The 25,613-nt window shown below is 62.6% G+C and carries 21 protein-coding genes and 1 pseudogene; 7 read left to right on the top strand and 15 right to left on the bottom strand.

The features are described from left to right. Window positions 1-556: 556 nt before the first annotated feature. Entirely contained in the window at window positions 557-1,387 is an 831-nt protein-coding gene (locus tag ASF14_RS07460; RefSeq protein WP_010408784.1) for a BglII/BstYI family type II restriction endonuclease, read from the top strand. Here the strand turns inward: ASF14_RS07460 and ASF14_RS07455 are convergent. Both ASF14_RS07455 and ASF14_RS21385 read right to left on the bottom strand, forming a co-directional pair. Beyond that, complete coding sequence (locus ASF14_RS07455; RefSeq protein WP_010408786.1) at window positions 1,353-1,982, bottom strand: MT-A70 family methyltransferase; 630 nt, start codon at window positions 1,980-1,982, stop codon at window positions 1,353-1,355. The genes ASF14_RS07460 and ASF14_RS07455 overlap by 35 nt on opposite strands. Before the next feature lie 56 nt (window positions 1,983-2,038). Next, window positions 2,039-2,206, bottom strand: coding sequence for a hypothetical protein (locus ASF14_RS21385; RefSeq protein ID WP_154651464.1), 168 nt, complete (start codon window positions 2,204-2,206; stop codon window positions 2,039-2,041). A 322-nt stretch (window positions 2,207-2,528) separates the two neighbouring features. Here ASF14_RS21385 and ASF14_RS22185 point away from each other — a divergent pair, with 322 nt between their 5' ends. Then, the gene (locus ASF14_RS22185) at window positions 2,529-3,008 is read left to right on the top strand and encodes a hypothetical protein (protein ID WP_231376736.1); all 480 of its coding nucleotides are present in this window, start codon (window positions 2,529-2,531) and stop codon (window positions 3,006-3,008) included. A gap of 763 nt (window positions 3,009-3,771) precedes the next feature. Here the strand turns inward: ASF14_RS22185 and ASF14_RS07445 are convergent. From ASF14_RS07445 to ASF14_RS07430, 4 genes and pseudogenes are all read right to left on the bottom strand, one after another. Continuing rightward, a pseudogene (locus tag ASF14_RS07445) lies at window positions 3,772-5,574 on the bottom strand (Tn3 family transposase); the annotation flags it as partial. 32 nt (window positions 5,575-5,606) lie between these two features. Beyond that, window positions 5,607-8,585 (bottom strand): Tn3-like element ISMpo10 family transposase, encoded by a 2,979-nt coding sequence (locus tag ASF14_RS07440; protein WP_012449407.1) that lies wholly within the window; start codon window positions 8,583-8,585, stop codon window positions 5,607-5,609. Between the two features lie 4 nt (window positions 8,586-8,589). Beyond that, window positions 8,590-9,174, bottom strand: a complete 585-nt coding sequence (locus ASF14_RS07435; protein WP_010339849.1) for a recombinase family protein — start codon at window positions 9,172-9,174, stop codon at window positions 8,590-8,592. Window positions 9,175-9,307: 133 nt separating this feature from the next. Then, window positions 9,308-9,784 carry a YkgB family protein gene (locus tag ASF14_RS07430; protein ID WP_010339850.1) on the bottom strand — a complete coding sequence of 159 codons (477 nt, stop codon included), beginning with the start codon at window positions 9,782-9,784 and terminating at the stop codon, window positions 9,308-9,310. A gap of 104 nt (window positions 9,785-9,888) precedes the next feature. Between ASF14_RS07430 and ASF14_RS07425 the strand changes: the two genes are divergently transcribed. Then, entirely contained in the window at window positions 9,889-10,431 is a 543-nt protein-coding gene (locus ASF14_RS07425) for a MarR family winged helix-turn-helix transcriptional regulator (RefSeq protein ID WP_010339851.1), read from the top strand. Between the two features lie 38 nt (window positions 10,432-10,469). On the opposite strand, the gene ASF14_RS07420 is transcribed toward ASF14_RS07425, so the two are convergent. Continuing rightward, entirely contained in the window at window positions 10,470-11,654 is a 1,185-nt protein-coding gene (locus ASF14_RS07420; RefSeq protein ID WP_156361081.1) for a DUF4158 domain-containing protein, read from the bottom strand. 143 nt (window positions 11,655-11,797) lie between these two features. On the opposite strand from ASF14_RS07420, the gene ASF14_RS07415 reads away from it, so the two are divergent. Then, window positions 11,798-12,373: a recombinase family protein gene (locus ASF14_RS07415; RefSeq protein WP_056433663.1), complete on the top strand. Its 576-nt coding sequence runs from the start codon at window positions 11,798-11,800 to the stop codon at window positions 12,371-12,373. Between the two features lie 274 nt (window positions 12,374-12,647). Here the strand turns inward: ASF14_RS07415 and ASF14_RS07410 are convergent, their stop codons facing one another. Next, window positions 12,648-13,772 carry a two-component system sensor histidine kinase NtrB gene (locus ASF14_RS07410; RefSeq protein ID WP_082442130.1) on the bottom strand — a complete coding sequence of 375 codons (1,125 nt, stop codon included), beginning with the start codon at window positions 13,770-13,772 and terminating at the stop codon, window positions 12,648-12,650. Window positions 13,773-14,186: 414 nt separating this feature from the next. Beyond that, window positions 14,187-17,153 (bottom strand): Tn3 family transposase, encoded by a 2,967-nt coding sequence (locus ASF14_RS07405; RefSeq protein ID WP_018250482.1) that lies wholly within the window; start codon window positions 17,151-17,153, stop codon window positions 14,187-14,189. Window positions 17,154-17,317: 164 nt separating this feature from the next. Between ASF14_RS07405 and ASF14_RS07400 the strand changes: the two genes are divergently transcribed. The 3 genes from ASF14_RS07400 (at window position 17,318) to ASF14_RS20700 (ending at window position 19,592) form a co-directional block, all read left to right on the top strand. Beyond that, window positions 17,318-17,899 (top strand): recombinase family protein, encoded by a 582-nt coding sequence (locus tag ASF14_RS07400; protein WP_007406331.1) that lies wholly within the window; start codon window positions 17,318-17,320, stop codon window positions 17,897-17,899. Window positions 17,900-18,144: 245 nt separating this feature from the next. Next, the gene (locus ASF14_RS21375) at window positions 18,145-18,744 is read left to right on the top strand and encodes a hypothetical protein (protein WP_037447156.1); all 600 of its coding nucleotides are present in this window, start codon (window positions 18,145-18,147) and stop codon (window positions 18,742-18,744) included. Window positions 18,745-18,899: 155 nt separating this feature from the next. Beyond that, window positions 18,900-19,592 carry a helix-turn-helix domain-containing protein gene (locus tag ASF14_RS20700; RefSeq protein ID WP_076711218.1) on the top strand — a complete coding sequence of 231 codons (693 nt, stop codon included), beginning with the start codon at window positions 18,900-18,902 and terminating at the stop codon, window positions 19,590-19,592. Window positions 19,593-20,179: 587 nt separating this feature from the next. On the opposite strand, the gene ASF14_RS07385 is transcribed toward ASF14_RS20700, so the two are convergent. From ASF14_RS07385 to ASF14_RS07360, 6 genes are all read right to left on the bottom strand, one after another. Beyond that, window positions 20,180-20,449, bottom strand: coding sequence for a hypothetical protein (locus ASF14_RS07385; protein WP_056433653.1), 270 nt, complete (start codon window positions 20,447-20,449; stop codon window positions 20,180-20,182). A 109-nt stretch (window positions 20,450-20,558) separates the two neighbouring features. Then, entirely contained in the window at window positions 20,559-21,083 is a 525-nt protein-coding gene (locus ASF14_RS07380; protein ID WP_056433650.1) for a Dps family protein, read from the bottom strand. A gap of 66 nt (window positions 21,084-21,149) precedes the next feature. Then, window positions 21,150-21,530, bottom strand: a complete 381-nt coding sequence (locus ASF14_RS07375) for a hypothetical protein (protein WP_198930512.1) — start codon at window positions 21,528-21,530, stop codon at window positions 21,150-21,152. A 286-nt stretch (window positions 21,531-21,816) separates the two neighbouring features. Beyond that, window positions 21,817-22,596: an aquaporin Z gene (aqpZ, locus tag ASF14_RS07370; RefSeq protein ID WP_236696978.1), complete on the bottom strand. Its 780-nt coding sequence runs from the start codon at window positions 22,594-22,596 to the stop codon at window positions 21,817-21,819. A 323-nt stretch (window positions 22,597-22,919) separates the two neighbouring features. After that, window positions 22,920-24,599 carry a YhjD/YihY/BrkB family envelope integrity protein gene (locus tag ASF14_RS07365; RefSeq protein ID WP_056433644.1) on the bottom strand — a complete coding sequence of 560 codons (1,680 nt, stop codon included), beginning with the start codon at window positions 24,597-24,599 and terminating at the stop codon, window positions 22,920-22,922. Next, entirely contained in the window at window positions 24,596-25,567 is a 972-nt protein-coding gene (locus ASF14_RS07360) for an L-lactate dehydrogenase (RefSeq protein ID WP_056433641.1), read from the bottom strand. Before ASF14_RS07360 ends, ASF14_RS07365 begins: the two co-directional genes overlap by 4 nt. Between the last annotated feature and the right edge of the window lie 46 nt (window positions 25,568-25,613).

Below are 25,613 nucleotides of genomic sequence, written 5' to 3'. Positions count from 1 at the left end.
AAGGAGGATCTGGGCTTCGTCGTAGTGACGAAGGAACGAAGATGAAGCCCAGATCCTCCAATGTAAAATCGCCCGCCAAGGCCTCAGCAGAGCGGGTAGTGAACCGTGGATTTGAGGGATGCACAGCTCCCTGGGGTCGATTGTCGTTAGCGGCAAACCATTGAACATCGGGTATGGTCAGTTCCGTCCGCTCACGGACGTGCTGATCGGAAAAGCGCTCTCTACCGCCACAAGCGGTGTAGAGGGCGACTAGGTGCTTGGTCGCAAGATCCTTCTCCAAGCTGCGGGCACCCGCAATTTGGGCGAAGCTCGATCGCCCCAATAGGGAGCCGTAGCGCTCAGGGCTGACGCGCTCTCCGTCCAGCTCCCTATCCTCAATGAGACGATCTAGTGCGAGAAACAGGGCATCCACCCACCACCGCTCTACCCGCTTGCCGGCAAAGTCGGATAGGTGGCCAATCCTCTCGTGCGCAATCGCCTCGGTGAGCATAGGGGCCTCGCCCTAGCCCGGCAATCTATGGCACCTGGGCGCATCAGAAGCGACTCTTGGACGAGCATGTTTGAAGATCTGGCCGCTCGCGGCTTCCAAATTGAGTTTCACAGCCATGCCACGGCCATCCTGAGCGTCGATTTTCCCGACGCGATCGGGGAGTTGGAAGCGGCGCTCGGCGCGCTATCCATCCCAATTGAGGAGATCATCGGCTCGGGTGGAGGCGAGACAAAGGGCACTCAGCGTCTCCGGCGCGCCTTGGCCGAGCTGGGCTGGCACAAGGTCAATTTCACGATCGAAAAGCGCATCAACGGCGTCCAAAGGGAGTCGATCTCCCATGAGGTCGATCATGTCCGTACCTTCGCCGATGGCCGCGTCATCGCGCTCGAAATCGAGTGGAACAACAAGGATCCATTCTTCGACCGCGACCTGGAGAACTTTAAGCGGCTGCACGCGGAGGGGGCGATCAGCGTTGGCGTGATTGTCACGCGGGGATCGAGCCTACAGGACGACATGGTGCAGCTCGTCCGCCGGTTTGCAACCGAGCGGGGTCTGGAGTCGAGTGATGACCTTGGATCTTTGGGACTGACGCCCACCCCCCGGCAGAAGGCCGATGTTGCTCGGCGTATGCGAGCAGGCGGCGCGACCTTTGCAGACGCTTGGTCGCTTAGTTTCGTGAAGGATAAATATGGGGCCGCCACGACCCATTGGCGAAAGCTAGAAGATCGCGTGCACCGCGGCGTCGGCAATCCATGCCCGCTCCTCCTCATTGGACTACCCAGCTCAATCGTCACTTTCGATGAGCATCTCGACGTGGGCGCCATCGCCGAGGGCGAGGAGGAGCAGGAGATCCTTGCTGAGCCTATTCAGCCGCTTCCGCCACCAGCCCAGCCCTAGAGTGATGGGCATACGTCGGCCAGGAAGGGGTATATTCCTCGTCCGCCTGGTTGCCCCATACGGTCCAATCCGGCCGCGTTCCACGCGAGAACATCTCCAAGAACGGGCCGGGGCTGCATTCCTCAATCAGCGGATATTGCTCGTCAGGCTTACGGCTGTGCTCCCGCTTGCGGCTCTCAAGATAGTTCACCTGTGTCCGACCCGGATCAAGCGTGCGGGCGTTCTTGCCCCGGACGCCAAATAGGATCAGTTCTGTAACGTTGCGGAAATAGAATCCCACGCCCCGACCATCAGATCCGCCATCCTTGCGGATCTTCCGCCATACGATGTTGGATTTATACTCAAAGCCCCATTCCCGCATTACACGCAAGCCGTCCGGCAAGAGCGCATTAGGCACCCACAGGTAGAGGTGGGCGGTTGGCGCAACGCACTCCTGCACCGGTAGCTCGCAAATCTCGTCCAGCGTCATTGTCCCGTAGCGGTTTAGGCGGCGGTGCTCGGGTGCCACCTTCCCGGTACGGTTTTGAAACTGCCACGGCGGATCCGCCAGTACTGTTCTGAAATTGCCGCCCCCTGCGACGTTCAACAGATCCATAGCTGCCGGACTATAATCCGGTGACTTCTTGGACGCCTTGCGCTTGGATTCTGACATTAGGCTGCGTCCTCATTCTTAATCGATTTTGGCGCGCGACCCACATAGCCACGCAAGCCTCGCCGGATGACCTGACTCACTGTTTCGTCACGACTATCAGCAACTTGCCGTGCCTTTTGCGCGAGCTTCTTCGGCACCCGCACTGTTACAACGATATCGTCTGCCATATGCCTCTCCGGCGTACCATGTATGTTCTGGTATTGCCTTGTAATACGGATTGCAAGACGATTACCCTCACTTACGAGCCTCTTTGCCTACTGGCTCGACCGTGCCGGTGCACTGCACCGATTTTCCTGTCTTGTTGGCGCGCTTCTGACACGCCTCCAGCACCTCACGATTGGCGGTCACAATTCGATCATGCTTTGGGCTTCGGTGAAGCCAACAACACGGCGTGCGTCATGCACTATAGTCAGCCGGCGGGCGTGGTGCGTCGCACCCCGTGCTCGACGGAGACGACAGCGCTTCGCAACGCCTACGGAGTGCGGTGATATGAGGGTCGCGGTGTGGTCGGTAGCGGGATTGCTGCTAGTGTCCTGCTCGCCGAACGCACCGCAACCCGAGGTCCCGGCCGGCTGGAAGTCGGTCGGGATCCCTTCGTGCTGCACGGTCGCCATTCCATCAGATGCGACTCTGAAGGCGGGAAAGGACCCGGTAGACGATCCGGTGTTCCTGCTGCGCGGGCCGGGCTACGAAGGCATGTTCACAGTGACAGGCCGAGGATCGGCGCTGCCGATCGCGAGCTCCGGGACCAACTACAAAGCGGATCAGCTCACGCTCGACGGCCGCCCCGCAGGCGTAGCTTCCTACCGTGTCGCCGACCCGAACTATCCCGAGCGCCGCAGCCTTCTGTGGACGTTTGCTGGGCGGAACGACGGATCGGGGAAGAACCTGGTGCTTGATCTTTCCTGCAAGGAAACGGGTTGTGCCGTATTCCTGCCTATGATCGGCTCCCTCGACGCAAAACCATGAATACTCGCTGCCTTATGGGTCAATGCCGACCGGGAAGCCGATCCGGCTTGTCGGCCGGCTGGAGCGTTCGTTATGGGGCGACGACGACTTTGGCCGGTTCCAGCTAGACGACGCCGCGGTCATCGCAGTCGACGGGCCACGTTGAGGCGGGCCCGGCTGGGCCGAAGGTCGAGCCCACGGGTTGGGTAGGCGGGATAACGACGCAGCCGCTACGATCGGGGCGGTTCCTTTATACCGGCTGGGGCATGAAGAGAATCCTATCCCGACCATTGATCCCATTCGGGACGGTCGCGGCCAGCGCGCTTCGACTGGTTCAGTCGTAAACGTATATCTGTGCCCGCTCTATGCGCCACCCGCTGTTCGCAAAAGCCTTCCTTTCTGACGACCTCGCGGGCGGGCCATGACGACAACGCATTTCTGCGGCCCGCCGCTTGTCAGAACTGTTCTGGAAACCTGCTTCGCAAAAGCGCTTGCCGGCTACGGGTTTGGAGAGCCCATTGGCACGGAGCGTGAGCACAACGCCCCGTTTGCAAGCAGCGCCGGATGATGGCGAGCACACTGGCAGATAATTCGAGCAGGACGCTCCCCGCCAGTGGCAGAAAGCGTGAGCAGGAAATCAGGCTGTTTGCGAGCACACGCCGCTACGATTGCAAGCGCCTACACCTACTTCGGAAGGGCTCCCGCCATCATAAAACAGCGCGAAAGGATCAAACGACAGACCATCCAACATGAGGGCAGAGCGTGGGTTTCCCGCTAAACAACGCTAAGCGGCCCTGTCAGGTGAGAGGTTGAGCGGCTTGTGGTCGGCACGCCGGGCTGCACGGTCCCACAGGAAGTCTCCCGAGAACGCTATATGCTCCCATCCGACCGGAGAGCTGTGGGCAAGCAGCGGCTCGGGCATCTCCTCACCGCTCTCCTTCAGGTGTTGCACCGCATCTGAAAGGTAGACCGTGTTCCAGTAAACGATGGCGGCGATTACGAGGTTCAGACCTGAGGCACGATACTGCTGCGCCTCCTGTGTACGATCGACGACGCGGCCTTGATGGAAGGTGTAGATCGCTTGGGTAAGGGAGTGGCGCTGCTCGCTCTTGTTGAGCCCGGCATGGCAGCGGCGCCTCAGCGCGGGATCCTCGAGCCAGTCCAGCATGAACAGCGTGCGCTCGACCTTTCCGATCTCCTGAAGCGCCAAATCGACTTGGTTCTGGCGCTCGTAGGCGGCAAGCTTCCTGAGCATGGCGGAGGGGAGAACATGCCCGCTGCTGGTTGAGGCGACGAGGCGAACGATTTCATCCCAATGCTCGCGCACAACGTCGATACGGAGGCGCTTGCCGAGGAGCGGAGCGAGCGTTGGATAGGTGCCCGGCGAGGCGATCGACACGAGCCGCCGATCGGGAAAGTCGCGCAGGCGTGGGCAGAATCGAAAGCCTAGCATCGAGCAGAGCGCGAACACGTGATCGGTAGCCCCGCCGGTGTCGGTGAAATGCTCGTCAATCCTCAGGACGCTGCCGTGGTGCAGGAGCCCATCGAGAACGTATGGCGCCTCGTGGGTGGCCGCCGAAATTACCTTCGCATGGAAGGGGCCGTGCTGATCGGAGACATGGGTGTAAAAGCTGAACCCTGGATCGACACCGTAGCGGGCGTTGATGTCGCCACCGGACGCTCCTCGCTTTCGGCCGCGGAAGAACTGACCGTCCGAACTCGACGTGGTGCCATGACCCCAAACCTGGGAGAATGGCAGGATGTGATGAGCGTTGATCAGATGCGCCAAGGCGGTCGAGTAGCAATCGTCGCGGATATAGGCGTCCTTGGCCCAGACTAGCTGGTCGCGCGTGACGCCCTCGCTGGCTGCTGACATGCGCGATAGCCCAAGGTTGGTGGCATCCGCCAGGATGGCGGCGAGGAGCGCACTCTCGTTGTCACTGGTGCGTCCGGTACGCAGGTTGGTGAAGGCAGATAGGAAACCGGTTTCGCGTGCGACCTCGTGCAACAGTTCGGTCACGCGAATGCGCGGCAGCAGCCCGTAGAGGCGTTCGGCCAGCGCCTTGGCGTCCGGCGGGGTGGTGTTCGAGATTGGCGTGATTCTGAGCCGATCACCAACCATCGCCACGCCTTCCAGCTGCCCTTTACGGAGCTGCCGCTCGAAGCCCTTGAGACGCTGGTCCAGCAAGGTCGCGCGGCTGTTCAGCCACTCGTCAGCCGAGTCCGGTAGCCCCAACCCTTTTGCAATCGGCGTAGCGGTGGCCATCGGCACCAAATAGCTGTCGAAGCGCCGGTACGAGGATGAGCGATCCACCCATACGTCGCCGCTTCTGAGCTTGTTGCGGACGTGTGCCAGAGTTGCGGTCTCATAAAGGCGGCGGTTGATCTTGCCGTCAGGTTCCACGACGAGCTTCCGCCATTCTTTACGGAACGGCATGGGCGCGTTCTCCGGTACGTCGCGCTTGCCCGAGCGGTTCAGCTCGCGGAGTAGGTCCAGCGCCTTCACGGTACGCGCGCTGCCCTGCAGTGACCGAAACTCCAGCGCCTCGATCAGTAGCGGCGCGAATTTGCGCAGGGTCGCATATTGGGGTCGGTACACAGAACGGACCCAGATATACGCTAAGGTTTTGCCGTGCCTTCGACGGCGCGCATCTGGCGAAGCGGTCTGAGCGCGGTGGATGGCGCATCGGGATCGGTCCAGAGGTAATCGCCGGTGAGATTGATATGCTGCCAACCGAGCGGTGATAGGTGTTGCAGCAGGTCCGGCGGGACCGGCCGGCCGAGGTTGGCGAGATGCATCCGGGCGGCTTGCAGGTAGGTCGTGTTCCACAGGACGATGGCACCGGCGACGAGGTTCAGCGCGCTCGCCCGATGGCTTTGGGCTTGCAGCGCATGATCGCGGATACGGCCGATGCGATGGAAGAAGATGGCGCGTTTCAGGGCATTTTCCGCTTCTCCCTTGTTGAGTTCGCGGGTGGCGCGGCGACGCTGTTCGGGCTGCTCGATCCAGTCGAGCGTGAACAGGGTACGCTCGACGCGACCGATCTCGCGCAACGCCAGTGCCAGGCCGTTGGCGCGTGGATAGGAGCCGAGCCGTTCCAGCATGATCGAGGCGCTGACGACGCCTGTGCGGATCGAGGTTCCCAGTCGCAGCACGTCGTCCCAGTGTGCCTCGATCAGACCTTCGTCGATGCGGCCCGCGACCAGCGGCGCAATATCGGGGCCGGGTTCGATGCCGTTAAACAGGTGCAAACGGCGTGCGGCGATATTCGGGATACGCGGCGCGAACCGGAACCCAAGCAGATGACATAGCGCGAACACATGGTCGGAGACGCCCCCGCCATCGACGTGATGCTCTTCGATGTGCAGATCGGCGCCGTGGTGGAGCAGCCCGTCGAGCACCTGTGCCGCCTCGCTCGCCGAAGCGGAGATAACTGTGGAATGGAACGGCGCGTAGCGATCCGAGACGTGGCTGTAAAAGGAGACAGCCGGCTCTGTCCCCTTGTGCGGATTGACTGCGCCGGTTGCCTGGGCGCGGCGGTCGAGCGGAAAGTTCTGACCGTCTGAGCTGGACGAGGTGCCGGACCCGAACAGCGCGGCCAGCGGCGCGGTGTGTTGGGCGTCGACAAGCCGGGCGAGCGCGCGACCGTAGGTTTCCTCGCGCAGATGCCACGAGGCGAGCCAACCGAGTTGGCGCTGGGTCACGAGATTGCAGGCTTCCGCCATGCGCGTATGGCCCAGATTGGTGGCATCGGCGAGCACCGCCGTGAGGATCGCACGTGGTTCATCCGCGGCACGGCCACTTTGCAGATGCGTGAAGCACTGGCTGAACCCGGTCCATCGATCGACTTCGGCAAGAAGGTCGGTGATGCGGATCGCGGGCAGATGCGCATAGAGCGGCGCAAGGGCGGTATCGGATTCCTCGGGAGTAATCGCCTTCAAGGGCGAAATCCGCAGCCTGCCCAAGCTGAGCTGCACGTCTTCCAGCGCGTCCGTCTCCGCCTTTCGCTCGACCTCGGCCAATCGACGGGCGAGGCGGGCGCGTCGTTCGGCCAGCCAGATATCGGCCGTATCCGGTGCCGGTATCGGCAAGGGGCCGGCCGCGCGCATGTTGGCGAATACGGGGGCAGGAATGAGTTGCTGCTCGACAGCACGATAGCGTCGGCTTCCCTCGACCCACATGTCGCCGGCGCGAAGCCGGTCGCGAAGCTCGACCAGCACGCACAATTCATAGATCCTGCGATCGGGAATGCCGGTGCCGATCGCCCGACGCCAAGCTTGCCGGATGAAGCCGACTGGCGTGCCTGCAGGCAATTTGCGCAGATGACCAAAATGAAGGTCGCGCATGATCGCGACCGCTCGCGCGAGCGCATGGCAGGCTGGCACCGCCCCGAATGTGAACGAGGCGATGAACGAGGGACCGACCTGTCGGAGGACGGGGTAATTGGTCGCGGCGACCGCGACGGGATCGACCGAATCGGGGCGGATCAGCTTGCGGGCTTCATCGACCTCGCGGCCGAGATCATTCCATCCGATCGCTGCCTCGACCGCAGCGCCGATATCGCCACCTGATATCTTGGCGGCGAGCAAGGCAGCGCCGAGTTGGGCAAGCAGCCGGATTTTGCCGTTGATGGTGCGCCGGTTGCGCTTGAGTGTCGTGTCCGCGCTGTTCTGTTCGCGCCGGAACATCTGCCCAAGCAGGCGATCGAACATCAGCACCGCATCGTCGGTGAGGGTAACGATGGTTTCGAGGATGGTCGCCACCAATGTGGCGCGACGCCGCGTCGCTTGCAGCGTCCGAACATGTTGCGCGGTCAGCCGCACGCCTTCCTGGCACAGGCGTCGGAGGCGCTCGGGATGGACGCCTACGGCGATATCCGGATCGATCCCGATGGCCCGAAGCAGTGTCAGTCGCTCGATGATGGCGGCGAATGTCTTTCGGCCGGGCTTGCCGGGTGACTGCCGCACCCAGGCCAGATCGCTCAAGTTCGTGCCTGTGTGGGGCAGGAGAAGCGCATCGAGCAGCCGGCGCTGTCGAGCATCGAGTCCTCGGGTCAGATGCTCGGCGACATGGCGTTCGGCATCGAGCAACGCCTGTGCGACCATCCGCTCGACCGAACTGATGCCCGGCACAATGATGCGCCGTCGCCGGCACTCATCCAGCATCACGCGCGCCAGCCTAGCCCCGCTGGTCGTCGTCAGCGCGATCGGCAGGAGCCATTCCTGCAACGTCGTTCGCAGCGGCCGACTGAGCGGCATGAAGCCGAATGCATCGCGCAGTGCATCGAGCTGTTCGTACCGGGTCGGGCCGCGCGTCGCGTAGTCGGCCAGCACCTCGGGTCCGACCTGCAATTGCTCTGCGACGAACGCGAGCGGCGTATCAGGGATCAGTTCACCGGGTCGCAGGAAACGGCCAGGATAGCGCAGCGCGCAAAGCTGGATCGCGAAACCCAGCCGGTTATGCGGTCGCCTCCGGCGGACGATGATGGCCAAGTCGTCCCGGCTCAATGTCCAGTGCTGGACGAGCAGGGTTTCGTCGTCGGGAAGCGCGAGCAACGCCGCGCGTTGCTCGTCCGACAGGACGGCGCGACGCGGCATCGGCTTAGACCTTGGCCGGTGCGGTCCAGCCGATCCGGGCAAGCGTGCCGAGAAGGGTCGAACGCGGCACCTTGAAGGTCCGGCAGACGGACGCCTTGCTGGCCCCGCCATCCAGCGCGGCGGTGATCCGCTCGAGCGTTTCGGCGTCGATCATCGGCGGGCGGCCACCTTGGCGTCCCCGGCGTTTGGCAGCAGCCAGTCCCGCCATCACCCGTTCGCGCGTGAGCGCACGCTCATATTGTGCCAATGCACCGAACAGCGAGAACAGCAATTCGCCGTGCGGCGTGGTCGTATCCATCTGCTCGGTCAGCGACCGGAACGCGATGCCGCGCGCCTTCAGATCGGTGACGATCGTCAGCAGGTGCGGCAGCGAGCGTCCGAGCCGGTCGAGCTTCCACACGATCAGTGTGTCGCCCGCGTTCAGATAGTCGAGGCAGGCTTTCAGGCCTGGTCGGTCGTCGCGCGCGCCGGATGCCTTGTCGGTATGGAGATGCCGATGATCGACCCCGGTTGCGACGAGCGCGTCCCGCTGGAGATCGACCGTTTGGCGGTCATCGGTCGTTGACACCCGCATATATCCGACCAGCATGTACGACAAACCCTCGAAAGCATGTTTTCGAACACCCTATCAAAGCGACAGGGTTTGTCGATCGTTATGGGCTGAGGCGGGTATGGTTCGGCAAAAGCGCAGGTCCGGAGCGTCGCCTATCACCTGTTTGCCGTCACGCGTCTGCTGTCCGTATGGACGCAAGTAGAAGGCACGCTGATGCCGCAAGAAGCACCAGGTCCTTCAACAGGAACTGTCCGGTTCCGGCCGAAATCGCCGGGAACCCGCCAGCGGTCGGCTCGGCGACGCCAGGCGTGCTCAGGAAAAACGTCAGTGTCACGGCATAAGTCAGGCATGACATCGCCGCGCCGAGAGCGGAGGCCGTCTTGTTGAAAGCACCGATAATCAGCGCAGCGGCCGTCGCGAGCTCGACGGTGCCTATAAAATAGCTTCCACCCTGCACCCCAAAAACGGCCGGAATCCAGCTCATGATCGGACTGTTCTTCATCAATGGCGCGATGCCCATCGCTTCATAGCTCGTGAATTTCATGCAACCGAACCAGAGAAAGATGACCACCAGCGCCCAGCGCAGCAACGCGAGAGACCCGCGAGAGCCGGTCGTCTTTTCAGCTATGTGTAATGTCGAAAACATGGTGCCTCGCTTTCATCATGGCGCATGACCTGCCTTCATGCTTAGACAGGCGTGATATATGCGCTGCGCATACACTATACGCCGTCAATGAATGAGGCAACCCTTTGAACGTACTCTCGGACCGGCTCGTCAATCTGTTCGGCGCCCTCGCAGTGGGCATCACCGATCGAATTAAGAAGGCGGCATTCGACCCGACGATACCCGGCGGTGGCGAAACCACCGCGGCGATCGTCGTCATCGGTCACGCGACCGGTCTTTCGATCGACGAATTAGGACGGGTGCTAGGCTTGTCCCACGCGGGGACGGTGCGGCTTGTCGATCGATTGGTTGCAGCCGGGTTCGCCGTTCGATCCAAAGCGCTACGGGACCGTCGTGCAGTAGCGCTGATGCTCACTGAGGCAGGCGAGACTCGCCTATCTGCGATCCTGCAACGAAGAAACGAGACTTTATCCGAAATCCTTAGCCATGTCTCGAATGCTGACCGCCTCGTGCTGGAACGTATTGCCGAGACAATACTTGCGCAGATGTCTGACGACGCTGTCTCGGCGCTGACGATATGCCGGCTCTGCGACGAGAGGCGATGCTACAACTGTCCGATGGATGCCTTTGGAATGCTGGAGTCGTCGACGCATAGAGTCGACCCATAAGTGCGCGCAGAGACGCTTAGCGTATATCTGTGCCCGTTCTATGTCCTGACCCCATATTGGTCGCCCGCGGCGACCAGCGGATCCTCAACGGCGGTGTCGGCAATGCGCGACACGTCGGGTCGTGCCCGCACGAGCGTGGCCCAACCCACCGCCTCGTCGATCGCATCGATAGGGTCGCTTCCTTCCTCCACGGCATTGGCAAGGGCGTCGATGGTGCCCCGGAACAGACGCATGAGGCGACCCACCTGGGCCGGCGTGCTTGCGTAACGCCGCTCCTGCCTGTTCCTGGCACGACGAAAGAGGCTCCCGATGAGCTTGTCGGCCATGTCGAGAGCGGCATCGATCAGCCGACCCTCGAGGTCGTCTATGGCCGCCACCAGGATCGCGTGGCGACGATCTTGCGCGTAGCGCTCGATCATATAGGCGGGTGAAGCACGCCCCTCTCGGACGAACCGGCGCTGGCGATCCGGATGAACCGTATCGCCTATGGCGGTCGGCAGCTTCAGGGCACGCACGGCACGCAGCCGGTCCAGGACGCCCCGCAGATTATCTGATTTCGCGACGATCGGGATGGTTTTCAGCCAAGTGAGTACAACCATGCCGCTCACCTCATCCACTTCGAGCAGCGCATCGAGCGCTGCCAGCTGCTCGCCGCCGAGGCTCTGCGTCATCTCGGCGGCGGCGCGCTTCCGGGCACGCGCTCTGCCGGCGATGCCGGCGCGCTCGATCGTCGAGACCGCCGGCAGTAGGATGCTAGCCTTTCGCAGGGCACCTACAATCCCACGTGCGATCACCATGCCGTTGTCGGTTGACCAGGCTGCCTGGGTTGCCGCCTCGATCAGAAACGGCACGTCAGATCGGATTGGGCCGCGCAGATTGAGCGCAGCGGCAAGCTGGCGGGCGTGATCGGTCATCGTCTGCTCGCGCGTGGCGTAGTCCGCAAGTGAACCGGGAGCAAGGTTCAGCTGAGCGGCAAGGTAGGCCACGAGTTCGCGCGGTATACCTCCGCCTTGCTGAAGATGTTGTGCGAGCGAGGTGCCGGGATACCGCATGACGGCGAGTTGCAGCGCGACCCCGAGCCGATTGCGGGGATGTCGTCGCAGGCGGATCATGTCGAGGTCGGTGCGATCGAGCGTGTAGAGCCGGGCGAGCTCATCGTCGTTGCTGGGAATGCCAATCAGCTGCTCGCGTTCAAGGTCGGTCAGCAGCGTGTGTTTGCGCATCAGTTCGTCCAACCGTCCAGAAAAGGTATGTTGAGGTTGTAGACGGTCGCGAGTAAAGGGACATGGTTGTTGGACGGGTTAAGCCATTTCGCCACGCCGCTCGGCTGACTGTCCACAGAACGGACGTTTGAGGGACTACCATAATGCCCGACATTCTGGGCTACGCCCGCGTCAGTACCGGTGATCAGGATGTCGCGGGGCAGGAGATGCGACTGAACAAGGCCGGCGCGATCCGCACCTTCACCGACGTCATGTCCGGCAAGAGCATGGAGCGGCCCGGCCTGGCCGAACTGATCGCCTTCGCGCGCGACGGCGATACACTGGCCGTTGTCCGCCTCGATCGGCTCGGCCGTTCGCTGGGCGAGCTGCTCTCGACTGTGAAGATGCTCAAGGAGCGCGGCATCGAGCTGCTCAGCCTGGAGGAGAAGATCGATACCACGTCCGCCGCTGGCGAGCTTGTCTTCCACGTGTTCGGCGCCATTGCGCATTTCGAGAGAAGGCTAATCTCCGAACGCACCAAGGATGGCGTCGCCGCGGCACGCGCCAAGGGAAAGCTGCCCGGACGGCAGCCACTGGACCAGGGCAAAGTCAGCGCAGCTCTCAAACTGGTTGAGGCGAATGTATCTCCTGCCGAGGCGGCACGGCAGCTGGGCATCGGACGTTCGACCGTTTATCGCGAGATGCGTCGGTCAGGCGTGGCACGTCCCGTAACGGCGTGACTGCTTGCTGGCAGGAAGCCGCCCGGTCGCTCAGGAGCGCCGGGCCGACGTAAAAGGACTTTCGTTCCTGAAGCCGCCAGAGGGTCTCCGGCAGATCACAAGCCTCTCGTGAGGCGAACACAGGCCACACGTAGACCTGTGACTTCGCGTGCTTTCGCGCGCTTAAGCTGGAAGGCTGAACTGTTCGGACACGACCGTCTCTAGACGTCTGCTGTGGCTAATATTGTCACAAGCGAAATGGAAGCGAAGACAGGCAGGCAAGACGCCGTGCCGCTCAAACTTGTTTGAACCTCAAGTAAGCTGTAGTGCCTTCCCCTTCGACGCTTTCTAAATAGAAATGACCGCCAGAGCTGCGCATGAGATCCGATGCTAAGCTCAGTCCAAGTCCCGTCCCTGCGCCATCCGGTTTGGTTGTAAAGTAGGGTTCCATCACGCTCTTTAGTAGATCCGGAGGTATGCCGGTCCCCGTATCGTGCACCCCTATCAGAACATAATGTTCTAAACAGCCACTGTCTGCATGAATGTCCTTCAGCTCAACATTGATAACGATGCGGCCGCCGTTCGGCATCGCGTCGCGGCTGTTTGTAACAAGATTGATAATGACTGTTTCTAGCTCATGGCGGTCTACCATCACGAATGCAGTATCACAGCCGGTTATCGAGAGTTCGACGTTGTTCCCCACAAAGCGGGTGATCGACGGCGCAAGCTCAATTAAACATTTTACGACGTCAACTCGCGCCAGTTCACGCCCTCTCTTGTGAATGAAGGAGAGAAGACGACCCGTTATAGCCGTACCACGATCTATAGTTCGTTGTGCTTCGGAAATAATGTCGGAGCACTCACTGCTGGGCATGCGCTTCTGAAGCAAGTGCAGACATCCAGAAAGGGCAGTCAGAACGTTGGCAAGATCGTGCGCTATACCGCCTGATAGGGCGCCCAGAGCCTCGATCCTTTGGGTGTGACGCAGTCTATCTTCGAGCGCTCGAACGTTGGTGATGTCACGAGCACTCCCCAAAACACCGATCAGACCCCCGTCGGAGCCGTAAACTGGCGAGTATACCGCGTCGAATCTGACCGTCCCGCCCTGAGTTTCTTCGTGGGGCTGGCGGCGGTGCACCTCACCCGTTTTAAAAACCTCAGCCAACGTGCCGTCGTCAAACAGACCTGTTCCACTTGCCGCAACGTCAATCGGATGCTTCCCGAGGGCTTGATCATAGCTAACAGTAACGTACTTCATTGCCGCTGAATTTACAGATTCGAGTACAAGTCGTCCATCGGCATCGGGCCGGACGAAGAACAAGCAATCCGTCGACTGATTGAACATATGTTCGAAAAAGAAAGCACGTGAGCGGCATGCGAGAATGTCGGGCTCAGTGCTACTGCACGGCGGATTTGCCATATTTCCCCCTCATGTCTGCAAGTGAAGATCGGTTCTCGGGATTTCCGCCAGTCGTGCCCGAATGTCATTTGGCAGATCGGTCTACCTATCCCCGTGACCTATTCCGCTCTGGCATTCCCCCATACCGTCCATTACGTTCGACGCCCCGAATCAGCAACAGAAGCTCTGTCGTAGCAATATTCGCAGGTTTGATGCCATATGTCGACACTCAGAGATCTGTTCGTAGACCCACGCGGGCCGGTCTCCGTTCACCATGACTGGAGCGGATTTTCAGTAGAATGGACGAATGTGTCTAACACTGGACCCTACGAATTTAGCCGTAGTGGCCCAACATTCTATTTAGCCCTGCATGGGAGCACCTCAAGGTTTGTGACACGGACAGCGGTAAGCTGAACAGGTAGCGAACAGGGCGGCTCAGGCCACCTTGGCTCCGGGTCCGCCGGCGATGTTGAGTGCGCGGTAGCCGTCTTGATCGAGCTCGGCAGCGGCGTTTTGCCAGAGGTAATCGCCGGTCAGGCTGATGTGTCGCCAGCCTAGCGGGGCTACATGGGCGAGCAGCTCGTCGGGCGCGGGCTCGCCGCTGGCGCGCAGATGCTCGACGGCGCGGCCCATGTAAAGCGTGTTCCAGTACACGATCGCGGCGGTGACCAGCGTCAGCCCGGACGCTTTCAGCGCCTGGTTCTCGAACTGCGGATCGCGCAGGCGGCCCTGTTTGTGGACGAACACGGCTTGGGCGAGCGTGTGACGCGCCTCGCCCTTGTTGAGCCCAGCCTGACACTGCTGGCGGAGCGCCCTGGATTCTAGCCAGTCGAGCGTGAACAGGGTGCGCTCGATCCGGCCCAGCTCCTGGAGCGCGAAGTCGAGCCGGTTCTGGCGACGGTACGCGGCCAGCTTCTTCAGCATGACCGACGGTAGCACCACGCCGGCCTTCACGGACGCGGCGAGCCGGACGATCTCGTCCCAGCTTTCGCGGATGGCAGCGATGTTGAACGGGCGCCCGATCAGCTTCGCGAGCGCCTCGGGGCGGGCCGTGCCCGGGAACAGGCCGAGCCGGCGATCGGCTAGATCGCGCAGGCGGGGCACGAACCGGAAGCCGAGTAGGTGCGCGAGCGCGAACACGTGGTCGGACGCGCCGCCCGTATCGGCATAGTGGGTCGCGGGTTCGATGCCGCAGCCGTGCGCGACCAGCCCGTCCAGCACATAGGGCGCCTCCGCCGCGGTCGCCGAGATCAGCCGGACATGGTAGGGCGCGTAGGTATCGGCGACATGGGCGTAGATCTTCTGCCCCGGCTCCCGGTCGTAGCGCGCGTTGGTGCTGCCGGCCGCGCCCCGCCTGCCCGAGCGGAAGAACTGCCCGTCCGAGCTCGACGCGGTGCCGTCGCCCCACACGCGCGTGAGCGGCAGCGCGGCTTGCGCGTCCACCAGATGGCGCAGCCCTGCCGCGTAATTCTCTTCCGATACGTACCAGCCATGCGTCCAGGCGAGCTGGGCGTAGGTGACGCCCTGGCTGGCGTTGGCCATGCGCTCGATGCCGAGGTTCGTCGCGTCTGCCAGGATCGCGGCGAGCACGGCCTGCGGGTTGGAGTGGGCGCGGCCCGAGCGCAGTTCCGGAAATGCGCACAGGAACCCGGTGCGGGCTTCCACCTCGGCGAGCAGCTCGGTGATGCGCACGCGGGGCATGAGCCGGTCGACGGCCGCGTCCAGCCTGTCGGCCGCAGCGGGCGTTACGGCCGCGAGCGGGCTGACCCTGAGGTTACCGCCCCGCAGCTCCACGCCGTCGAGCGTGCCGCGCTTCAGCGAGCCTGCGAACCGGCGCAACCGCCAGTCGAGCAGCCTGGCGCGCCCCTCCAAGTAGCGGCCGACGTCGGTGTCGAACGGCAGCGTGAGCGCGATCTCGGCCGCTTTGCCGGGCGGGAGCATATAGCTGTCGAAGCGCAGGTGTTCGCGCGTACCCTCCACCCACAGGTCGCCCGATTGGAGCCGCTCGCGCACGGTCGCGACCGTGGCGGTTTCGTAGCGACGGCGGTCGATGACGCCGCCCTCGGTGATCGCCGCCTTCCATTTTCTGGAAAACGGCATGGGCGCATCGGCCGGTACGTCTCGCCGCCCGGTCGCGTTCAGCGCGCGCACGACCTTGATCGCGCCGAGCACGCCGTCGCGCGAGCCTGCCGCCTTGAACCGGAACGCGTCAAAAAACGCGGGCGCGTAGCGCCGCATCGTCATGTAGCGCCCCGCCGCGCGGATCAGCGGCTCGTCGCGAGTCAGGTCGGCGATCGCGGTCGCCTCGCTCTCGGCGTCCAGAAGCCTCGTCCAGCCCACCCCGTCGTCGAGCGCCGCCCAGACGTCCAACCCGTCCTCGCGCGCGACCCGGAGTGCGCCGACCGTGGCGCCCAGCAGCCGCATGAGCCGGTTCACGTCGCGTGTGGTCGCCTCGATGCCGCGCTTCTGCGCGGCCCTGGCCCTGGCGAACAGGAGGCCGGTCTGCTTGCCGAACATCTCGATCGCGGCGTCCGCGAGCCGCGCTTCCAGGTCGATGACGGCTGCGGCGAGTGTCGCGCGCCTTCTGCGGAGCGAGTAGTCGGACAGGAGGAACGCGGGCGCGACGTGGCCTTCGCGCACGAGCTGCTCGAAGCGGTGCTCGTGGATGCGGCCGGCCATGCCCGGGTCGAGCCCGAGCCGGCGCACGTGCGCGAGCCGGGCGAGAATGCCGGCGAGATTGCGCGCGGTCGGGCTGTCCGACGTGTCGCGCAGCCACGCGAGCGGCGTCGTGCTGCGATCCTGGTCCACGATCAGCAACGCATCCAGCCCCGTCACCTGCTCCGGAGCAAGCGCATCGACCAGCGTGTCGGCCGCGAGGCGGCGCGCCATGGCGCGCCCCGCCACCCCGATCCGCTCGATACGGGCGGGCGCGGGCAGAACGATCCGGGCAGCACGCAAATGGCCCAGCACTGCCGCGGCGATCGGCTTGCCCCGTTCGGTCGCTTCCGCCGCGCGGGTGGCTGCGCCGAGCGCGCCGGGGACGTCGGCCGCCTCGAACGCGCGCAGGCGCAAACGCTCCATCGCCTCCCAGGCGTGTTCGAGCCGGGTCTGGGCGCGATGCGCGTAGCCCTCGAACGCTGTGGGCGCGATGTCGAGTTGCGCGGCCAGGTGCCGGATCAGAAAATCGGGGACGACATCGTCGTGGCGTATGCCGAAGCCGGGATGACGCAGCAGGGCGAGGTGCAGCGCGAAGCCGAGCCGGTTGGCGTCGCCGCGCTTCGCTTCGATCAGTGGCCGGTCCTCATCGGCAACCGTGTAATGCTTGGCGAGCGAGGCATGGTCGAGGGGCACGCCGAACAACGCGCGGCGTTCGTCGCCCGTTAACAGATCGCGTCTGGCCATCGATCACCCCCTGTCCGGGAGCGTATAGTTTATGGCCGACACGTGCGAGGTGTCGCGTAACTCTCAAGTTTCGCGACAGCGGCCCTGACCGGTCACGCCACGAGGGCGGACGCTGTCGCAAATGTCTGTTGCTAATCAGCCGTGTTCCAATGCACATCTGCGACATGCTCCTCGGCTATGCGCGCGTATCTACCGACGATCAGGATCTCACGCTTCAAAAGACGGCACTGAAGGCGGCCGGATGCCGGCGGACATTCGAGGAGAAGGTGTCCGGCGCCAAGCGCGCCCGACCGGAACTCGACCGGATGCTGGAGCAGCTGCGCGACGACGACGTGGTTGTGGTCACCCGGCTCGATCGCCTAGCGCGTTCGACGCGCGACCTGCTCGACATCGCCGAGAAGCTGAACGAGGCGGGAGCGGGGCTGCGCTCGCTCGCCGAGCCCTGGGCCGACACGACCACGCCTGCGGGACGCATGGTGCTCACCGTGTTCGCCGGCATCGCGGAGTTCGAGCGCGAGCTGATCCACCAGCGTACCAGTTCCGGCCGCGCGGCAGCCATGGCGCGCGGCGTGAAGTTCGGGCGTAAGCCCAAGCTCACTCCGGACCAGATCGCGCTCGGACAGCGTCTCGTCGGCGAAGGCACATCGGTGCGCGAAGCGGCGAAGCTGCTGAAGTGTCATCATGCCACGCTCTATCGGGCGCTCAACCATCCGGCGCAGATGCCCGTACATCGCTCGACACGTTGATTGAGGAGTAGGATTTCGCCATGATCTTCGCGCTTCTACTAGCGGCAAGTTCGCCGAATTCCGCGCTGGAGGCGGAGCGGGCCTACTCGGAAGCTGTACTTGCCAGTGGCCGTCAGGCAGCGGCACGCAGTTTCGGTCCACAAAGCGACCCCTGGCCAATACAACATGCGCCCGAAACCGCGCGCTCTCCATCTGTGGCCAGCATGTTGCAAGCAGCCGAGAGTAGCCGAAGGTGGTGGCTCACAATGATGAGTGTCGAGAGCCATGCCGAGCGCAGACCCGAACTTGTCTTTCCGTCCTGTGATCCGAGCGGGTCGGCAGTTGTTATCGGCGGGCTGTACGATGGCGGAAATCGAGTTGGATCATATAAGACGCTTTGGCGGAACAGTGCTGAGGGGTGGCGCTGGGAAATCGACGACTATCGTCGGGATGGATCGAAGGCATTAGCGGCAGAAAGTTTACAAGCGATCGAACCTGAGTGCTCGGCAAAACTCACCAATGAACAGCTCCAAATCCAAGCCGTTAGCGATGCGAAAGAGATCGCGTCTGTTTTGCGACAGGAGCAGGCCGGCAAACAGGTCGACTGGTTGGCTGTTCCAAGACGAAGCGTGGCCGAAGACGTTATCTTTGTCGGCAACGATGGCCGACGCATCCGCAGGCTCCCCGCCAAGCTGCCCATTCGGCGCATAGCGGGTGCGTTATCGTCCGGAAGCAGTTACGATGAAACGCTACGGTGGAGTAGCCGCGTCCTGGACGGGTCTGCACAAGCCCATAGCTTTCAGATCACCCAGTGGCGCGGTCCCAAGAATGGATGGCAGATCGTCTACTACGAGCTCCGCGGGTGAAACATCACGAGAGGTGATCCGGTAACTTCCAACTCGTCCAACCTCACAAACCCACGAAACTTAATATACTTTGCGGCAACGCTCAGGCTTTTGTTGACCATTTGTTCCGACTGCCGCTGTCCATATGACAAACCTTGAGGTGCCCCCTGCATGACATGAGTATCGCGGACGGAGAGATACAGATCGACGGTGGTGAGCATAGCACTCAGACTACTCTGCAAGACACTTTGACACTGCTCCCTCCGCATAGAGATGCCAAGGGCTGGTGCGATCCAGTAGGCAGTAAAAGCACATATACTGCTCTTTACTTTGACCCTGTTCTCATCGGCGAGGCCCTTGAGCAGTATCGGGGTGCTGAAATCGAGCCTGTTCTGTATGGTCGCGATCCTGCCCTGGTTGGAACAATGAAGAAGATAAGCGATGTGGCGAGGTCGGGTGGCGATCAGCTATACGCCGACCAGCTTTGCATTCTGGCAGCGATCGAGGCACTCGGCTTACGCAGCATTCTCAAGCCGATAAAGGGTGGCTTGTCGGCCAAGCAGTTGGCTTGCGCCAAAGACTTTCTGCACGAACATCAGGCGAGACCGATCTCTCTCGCGGAGCTAGCAGCCCACGTCGGCTTAAGTAGGCATCACCTGACTCGAGCGTTCACCACTTCCACCGGGAAGCCGCCCTTCCGCTACCTTGCAGAGCTTAGAGTAGAACGCGCAATCGGACTCCTGGTCAACAGTGATCAGTCGATCGCAGCAGTCGCGAAGGCATGCGGGTTCGGCGACGACGGCAACATGCGAAGAGTTATGCAGCAGTTGCTTGGTGTGGGGCCTCGGCAGGTCCGTCAGACTAGGTAGGGAGTTCGGCAGCTTTTCCGCGCGCGTTGAAGAGCTCCCTCTGAGCTGTGCAACCGCGCGGCTATGACGCTGAGGTTGAACCAACGGTCGATCTTGGACGGAGCCGGGGACCGTCTGAACGGGGATGGTGAGGGTGGGAGCTGCCATACTGCCATACTAACACGCTGGTAGATCAAACCTGGCCTTAGCGTTGTTTAGCGGGAAACAAACGCTCTGCCCTCAACATCGGCGCTTGCTTCACCGCAAGCGCGCCGCCTAACATCAACCCCAGACGAGGCCCCCACTCCGCTAATTTACGCCGCGAGTTGTGCCGAATGTTCTGACGACGGACAGTACGCTCAGAAAGAGATTCTGCGATGACGCCGTCCGCATGGCATCATGCGGCCTCAGAAGAGTAGCCGACTTCAAGTCGCTGTGGCGTGCACGTCGATAGGTTTCGCTGGCACTCAACACTTGCGATTGCCGTCTCTAATGCCGGCAACCGGGCTTGAGCGCTGGCAGGAGGTTAGAAGTCGGGCACCCGTGACATGTAGGCGCCCAATTTCCAATTGGCTACTCTGAACAGCTGCTACGCTTGAGACTCCATTCTACATACCGTTCGAGAGATTGGTGTCGGGATCGTTGGTCCGCATATCCTCGGCCTTCTTGTCCCCCAGCTCGCGCGCCGCGTCGGCGCGATTTTCCAGGCGATCCTCCGAAGCTTCTGTCGGCGCGTTGTCGGCCGCATTTTCGAGGTTGTCCGCGACGCGCTCGGCGTTCGCCTCGATGTTGTCGGCAGCCTGTTCGCGCGGACTGCTGTTGCAAGCCGCCAGCGACATCAGCGCAACCGCGGCCGTGCCCGCCAAAATTCTCTTCATCGCTCGTCTCCCGTGGTTGACCCTCAAAAAACAATCGCCCGCCTGACTTCATTTCGTCTCGGCGTTGACGTCGGCGTGCCGATCCTGCAATTGCCCGCCCCGTCAGTCTCTAGTCAGAAAGACTGGCGCGCAACATCCATGCATTCTGCTCATGAACGCCGATCCGCGCTACCAGCATGTCGTGGCTGAACAAATCTCCGGCCTCGTCCGCCAGTTGGGCGAATTCACTCATTCGCCGCGCGACCTTCTCGTTGTCGTCGACAAGTTCGGCGATCATCTCGCGCGTCGGCTTATGGGGCGCATCATTGTCGATGACCGTCAGCTCGCGGAATGAGGCGTTACCCGTTGGGGCAAGTTTGCCCAAGGCCCTGATGCGCTCCGCGATCGCGTCGGCAGCTTCGTGGAGTTCCTGATACTGCGCCTCGGTCATGTTGTGCAGACCGTAAAAGCTGGCCCCCTGAACGTTCCAATGGACCCCGAGGGTCTTGGCATACAGGGTGTAGCTGTCGGCAGTCGCCTTGGTCAGTGCTTCGGCCACCTGATCGCGAGCGCTGCTCTCGACGCTGGTGTTCACCGCTGTGCCATCGCTTTCGACGCGTTCGGCGCCTTTCGAACCCTTCTCCGACTTCGCCATGGATCTACTCCCTCGATCAGTTAACTACTGCCGATACGCGGCGGGACAATCGTCCCGCCGCCTCGATCACTTCTTTTTGGGCGCGCGCTTCGGTGCGGCAGCGGCTGCGGTATCCTCGTCCTCGTCGGGGCTGTCCACGCCCGCCTCGGTCAGCGCCTCACCCAGGGCCTTCAGCTTGTCCTGCGACTTATCGGCCTTCTCGGCGATCTTCGTCGTAGCAGTGCCGAGGCGGTGAACAAGCGCATGGACCCGATCGGCGTCCGGCTCGGACTTCTCGAGCTGCTTCCGTAACGACGTCAGATCACGCAAGATGCCCTTCGCACCCGGAACATCGACGTCTGCCAGCGCGGCTTCCCAATCCTCGATCATATCAACACCCTTGGCGGGCTTGGTATCTTCGAGACCGCGATTGATCGCATTCATCGTCCCTGCGAACTTCACTGCCATGTTATTTATCCTCTTAAAACTTGACTGTCCGCGACGGTGCGGGAGCCATCAGGCCTGGGTCTGTGTCGGACTATCGCTCGGCGCGTCGCCCGGAGCTCCGGGCTCCTCTACCGGCTGCTGATCGGGAACTTCCGGATCATCGATTGACGGCGCATCGGGATTATCCGGCCCGGGCAAGCTGTCTCGCTGATTGTCGGGCCGGGGTGCGCCATCGGGATCATGGACCGGATCGGGAGCGTAGGGATCGGGAGGAAGGGTACCCATCCATCAGAGTGTCCTTTCAAGATTACTTGCTGTTGACGTCATAGCCCGCTGTCGGCGTCGTCACCGGGTCCACCAGGCGATCCAGCTTGGCGACCGAGATGGGTCCGGGTGACCGGACATCGTCGGCGTGCGAGAACAGCCAGCGACCGACCAGACCGGCGAGCACGGCACCGACCAGCGGCGCGACCCAGAACGCCCACAACTGAGCGAGAGCGGTGCCCCCGACCACTAAGGCAGGACCGGTACTGCGCGCAGGATTAACCGACGTGTTGGTCACCGGGATCGAGAGGAGGTGGATCAGGGTCAGTGCCAGACCGATCGCCAGAGGCGCGAATGCCGCTGGCGACCGTTCATCGGTCGCGCCCAGGATGACCATCAGGAAGGCTGCCGTCAGCACCGTCTCGACGACCAGCGCAATGACCAACGGATATCCCTTGGGCGATGCGTCGCCGTATCCGTTCGTCGCAAATCCTCCGAGATCGAAACCGGGCATGCTGCGGGCGATCATGAGAAGGAGCAGCGAAGCGACGATCGCGCCGACGAGTTGGGCCGCCACGTAAGCGGGAATCTCCCGCGCCGGGAAGCGGCCTGCGGCGGTCAGGCCGACCGTCACCGCAGGATTGAAATGCCCCCCGGAGATCGCGCCAATGGCGAACGCCATGGTGAACACGGTCAGGCCGAAAGCCAGCGCAACCCCCAGAACGCCGACACCGCCCTCTCCGGTCGCGAGCACGGCGGTGCCGCACCCACCGAGCACGAGCCAGAATGTGCCGAACGCCTCCGCCGTCATGCGCTTGGACATGCGCGCGCGTGGAGGGTGCACGACCGCGTCAGTCATATGCGGACCTCGGCGAAGCGCGTTAGCGAGGTGTCAGGCCTAGGCATCCAGTCGTTCATTGGTGACGATCCCCGTTCTATGTAAAATGCCTATGCACGGCAGGATGCATAACCAGAGTGTAAGCGGCGGGTTCCGTTCAGGCACGAAAGAACCGCTCGCGCACGGACTCTAGAGATGACGATGGCTTGGCTGCGTTGGCCTCAAATAATTCAGCCCGGCCTCGCGCGTGCGGACCGGGCTGAAAAGTCACGTCGGCAACGCGTATCGGCGTCGCTAAGGTTCTGGTGTTAGCGTTCCATGCTATGCTTCAGGTCGCGCATCTGATCGTGGCCTTCCTGCACCGACTGGTTGGCCTTGGCGATTGCCGCCCGCACCTCCGGCGACAGATCCTCCTTCGCCAACGCATCGTCGAACTTCGCCTTGATATGGTCTTCGCCCCGCTCGACCTCGTCGATGATCGCCTTGTCGTCCTGCCCCGTGACCTTGGCCTTGAGGTCGAGGAACATGCGGTGGGCTCCGGCAAGCACGGTCCCGTCATCTTCGGGATCGCCGCCCAAACGGCGGACTTCCGCCTGAAGGTCGCTCACGACCTCGCGGCGTTCACGAGCACGATCCGAGAACACGCTGCCGTAGCGAGGATTTTCGATATCGCCCGCGGCTTCAGTATAGCCATCCACGCTGTCGAGGGTGGTGGCGATCAGGCTGTTGAGGACGCTGATATCATTGTCACGGTCTGCCATTGGGTACTCCTTCGTTGGTGAGAGGTGCGAACGCTCGGGTTCGTTCGATGTTACCTGTGCCGAGAGTTTTAAGCCGTTGCTGCGCCGAGTGCTTGCGCCCCGACCGATTTTATAGGCGGCGACTGCGCCGACGATGGCCACCGCCGCCTTGCCGGGCTTGCCGTTGCGCAGCAGGAGCAGCCCCGCGGCACACAACGCACCCTCGACCCAGGCCGGGCCGTTGGTCGGGGGAGCGCGTGTCCCGACCTTGTCGGGCGCCCTCGCCCGTCGATCGTCACCTGACGGGTCTGGCGTTCGCCCGTGCGGCGAATCGCTGAGAGGAGAGGTGGATGGCTGCGCCTCCGCCCCCTCGACCTGACGTTCGAGCTCGGCATTCAACTCGGCGCCCAGCAGAAAGACGAACGCCGACAGCCACAGCCAGGTGAGCATCACAATCACCGCGCTCAGCGAACCATAGGTCGCGCCATAGTTGCCGAAATTCGACACATAGACGCCGAAGCCGGCGGTCCCGCCCAGCCAAAGCATTGTGGCGGCCAGCGATCCCGGCGATAGCCAGACCCATGACGGTTTGCGGCGATCCGGTCCGAAGCGATACAGGATCGCGGCAGCCGTCACGACGAATGCTCCCAGAAGGGCGTAACCTGCGACCCTGATGAGTGTGAGAAGAACGTCCGAAGCGCGCGGAACCAGGCTTTCGAGAAATCCGAGAAGCGTTGTCGATGCGATCGCCAGGAAGATCAGGAACACACCGCCGGCGACCAGCGCGAAATACAGGAGGTTGACGCGGAAGAACCCGCGCCGCTCGGTCTCGCCATAAGCGACGTTGAGCGCTGTCACGATCGCCGACGCGCCTTTGGTGGCGCCATAAAAGGCGAGCGCGATCGCGATGATCAGGCCGAGACCCTGCTTGCCCTTCGAGGTCTCGACGACGGTCACGAGTTGTTCGGTGATGATGGTGGCCGCCTCGCGCGGCACTGCGGCGAACACGTGCTCGACGTTACTGCGAACCGTCTCGGGCTCGGCGAAGAGACCGTAGCTGAGGACAACCGCGCCGAGCAGCGGGACGATCGCGGCGAATGCATAGAAGGCGATACCGGCGGCGATGAGGCCGATATTGTCCTTGCCGGTCTCTTCCCAGGTTCGGCGGAGCACGGCCAGCCAGCCTTCGGTCGGGATCGCGAACGGCGACCGCGCTCCAGCACCGGCCTTGTCGTTCCCGATCGTCATGCCGCGCCTGCCGATAATCGAGGGTTAAGCCGCCGCAATGTCTCAGCGGAGCGGTGGAGAGCTTTGCACTCCTCTTCGTCGAGATCGAGCTCGATGATCCGCTCGATCCCGTTCTTGCCGACCACGCACGGTGTGCCGAGGCACACGTCGGTCAGACCATATTCACCATCAAGGACCGTGGAGACCGCGAGAACCGCGTGCTCATTGCGCAGTACGGCTTCGCAGATCCGCTGGACGCACAGGCCGATGGCATATTCGGTATGCCCCTTGCGACGAACGACCTCGGGTGCCGCGCGACGAACGCGCTCGAGCATCCGATCAAGGTCCCGTGCCTCTCCGCTGTCCGAGTGTCGGAGGAGAGGCACGCCGGCGATGCGTGCACCGCTCCATACGGCGACTTCGGAATCCCCATGTTCGCCGATGATATAGGCATCGACCCCGCGCGGCTCGATATCGAATGCTTCGGCGAGCATCCCGCGCAATCTGGCGGTATCGACCAATGTCCCCGTCCCGACGACCTGGCCTGTCGGGAGCCCCGATTCCTCGAGCGCGACCTGGACGAGCAGGTCGACCGGGTTGGTTGCCATGACGATCACGCCGTCGAACCCCTCCTTCTTGAGTTTGCCGACGATCTCACGCACGATCGGTGCGTTGGCGTCGAGGAGATCGAGCCGCGAGGTGTCGCTGCCGCCTGTGGCCTTTCCGGCAGCGATGACCACTACGGAGCTGGATGCGGCGTCAGCGTAGCTGCCGTTGATGACGTTGATGGGAGACTTCATCGGGACCGCGACCGCGTGTTCGAGGTCCATGACCTCGCCTTCGGTCCTTTCGCGGTCTCGGCCGACCAGCACGAGTTCGCGGATGAAGCTGCTCTGGATGAGCGCGTAGGCGCTCGCCATCCCGACCCGCCCGCAGCCGATGATGCAGACCCGGTTATCGTGCGTTGCGGAGGCGGAATGATCGTTCATTGTGAGGGGTTTCGTTTCATCGAATAAAGGCGGGTGCAGGGAGCGG

Source organism: Sphingomonas sp. Leaf257, assembly GCF_001422185.1.
Taxonomy (GTDB): Bacteria; Pseudomonadota; Alphaproteobacteria; order Sphingomonadales; family Sphingomonadaceae; genus Sphingomonas; species Sphingomonas yabuuchiae.
This window is presented reverse-complemented; position numbering and strand designations above follow the sequence as displayed.

Coding starts and splice junctions, on each gene's coding strand:
- ASF14_RS07460 (WP_010408784.1), top strand. CDS start 557: ATGTTTGAAGATCTGGCCGCTCGCGGCTTCCAAATTGAGTTTCACAGC.
- ASF14_RS07455 (WP_010408786.1), bottom strand. CDS start 1,982: ATGGATCTGTTGAACGTCGCAGGGGGCGGCAATTTCAGAACAGTACTG.
- ASF14_RS21385 (WP_154651464.1), bottom strand. CDS start 2,206: ATGGCAGACGATATCGTTGTAACAGTGCGGGTGCCGAAGAAGCTCGCG.
- ASF14_RS22185 (WP_231376736.1), top strand. CDS start 2,529: ATGAGGGTCGCGGTGTGGTCGGTAGCGGGATTGCTGCTAGTGTCCTGC.
- ASF14_RS07440 (WP_012449407.1), bottom strand. CDS start 8,585: ATGCCGCGTCGCGCCGTCCTGTCGGACGAGCAACGCGCGGCGTTGCTC.
- ASF14_RS07435 (WP_010339849.1), bottom strand. CDS start 9,174: ATGCTGGTCGGATATATGCGGGTGTCAACGACCGATGACCGCCAAACG.
- ASF14_RS07430 (WP_010339850.1), bottom strand. CDS start 9,784: ATGTTTTCGACATTACACATAGCTGAAAAGACGACCGGCTCTCGCGGG.
- ASF14_RS07420 (WP_156361081.1), bottom strand. CDS start 11,654: ATGCGCAAACACACGCTGCTGACCGACCTTGAACGCGAGCAGCTGATT.
- ASF14_RS07415 (WP_056433663.1), top strand. CDS start 11,798: ATGCCCGACATTCTGGGCTACGCCCGCGTCAGTACCGGTGATCAGGAT.
- ASF14_RS07410 (WP_082442130.1), bottom strand. CDS start 13,772: ATGGCAAATCCGCCGTGCAGTAGCACTGAGCCCGACATTCTCGCATGC.
- ASF14_RS07405 (WP_018250482.1), bottom strand. CDS start 17,153: ATGGCCAGACGCGATCTGTTAACGGGCGACGAACGCCGCGCGTTGTTC.
- ASF14_RS07400 (WP_007406331.1), top strand. CDS start 17,318: ATGCTCCTCGGCTATGCGCGCGTATCTACCGACGATCAGGATCTCACG.
- ASF14_RS21375 (WP_037447156.1), top strand. CDS start 18,145: ATGATGAGTGTCGAGAGCCATGCCGAGCGCAGACCCGAACTTGTCTTT.
- ASF14_RS20700 (WP_076711218.1), top strand. CDS start 18,900: ATGAGTATCGCGGACGGAGAGATACAGATCGACGGTGGTGAGCATAGC.
- ASF14_RS07385 (WP_056433653.1), bottom strand. CDS start 20,449: ATGAAGAGAATTTTGGCGGGCACGGCCGCGGTTGCGCTGATGTCGCTG.
- ASF14_RS07380 (WP_056433650.1), bottom strand. CDS start 21,083: ATGGCGAAGTCGGAGAAGGGTTCGAAAGGCGCCGAACGCGTCGAAAGC.
- ASF14_RS07375 (WP_198930512.1), bottom strand. CDS start 21,530: ATGGCAGTGAAGTTCGCAGGGACGATGAATGCGATCAATCGCGGTCTC.
- aqpZ (WP_236696978.1), bottom strand. CDS start 22,596: ATGTCCAAGCGCATGACGGCGGAGGCGTTCGGCACATTCTGGCTCGTG.
- ASF14_RS07365 (WP_056433644.1), bottom strand. CDS start 24,599: ATGACGATCGGGAACGACAAGGCCGGTGCTGGAGCGCGGTCGCCGTTC.
- ASF14_RS07360 (WP_056433641.1), bottom strand. CDS start 25,567: ATGAACGATCATTCCGCCTCCGCAACGCACGATAACCGGGTCTGCATC.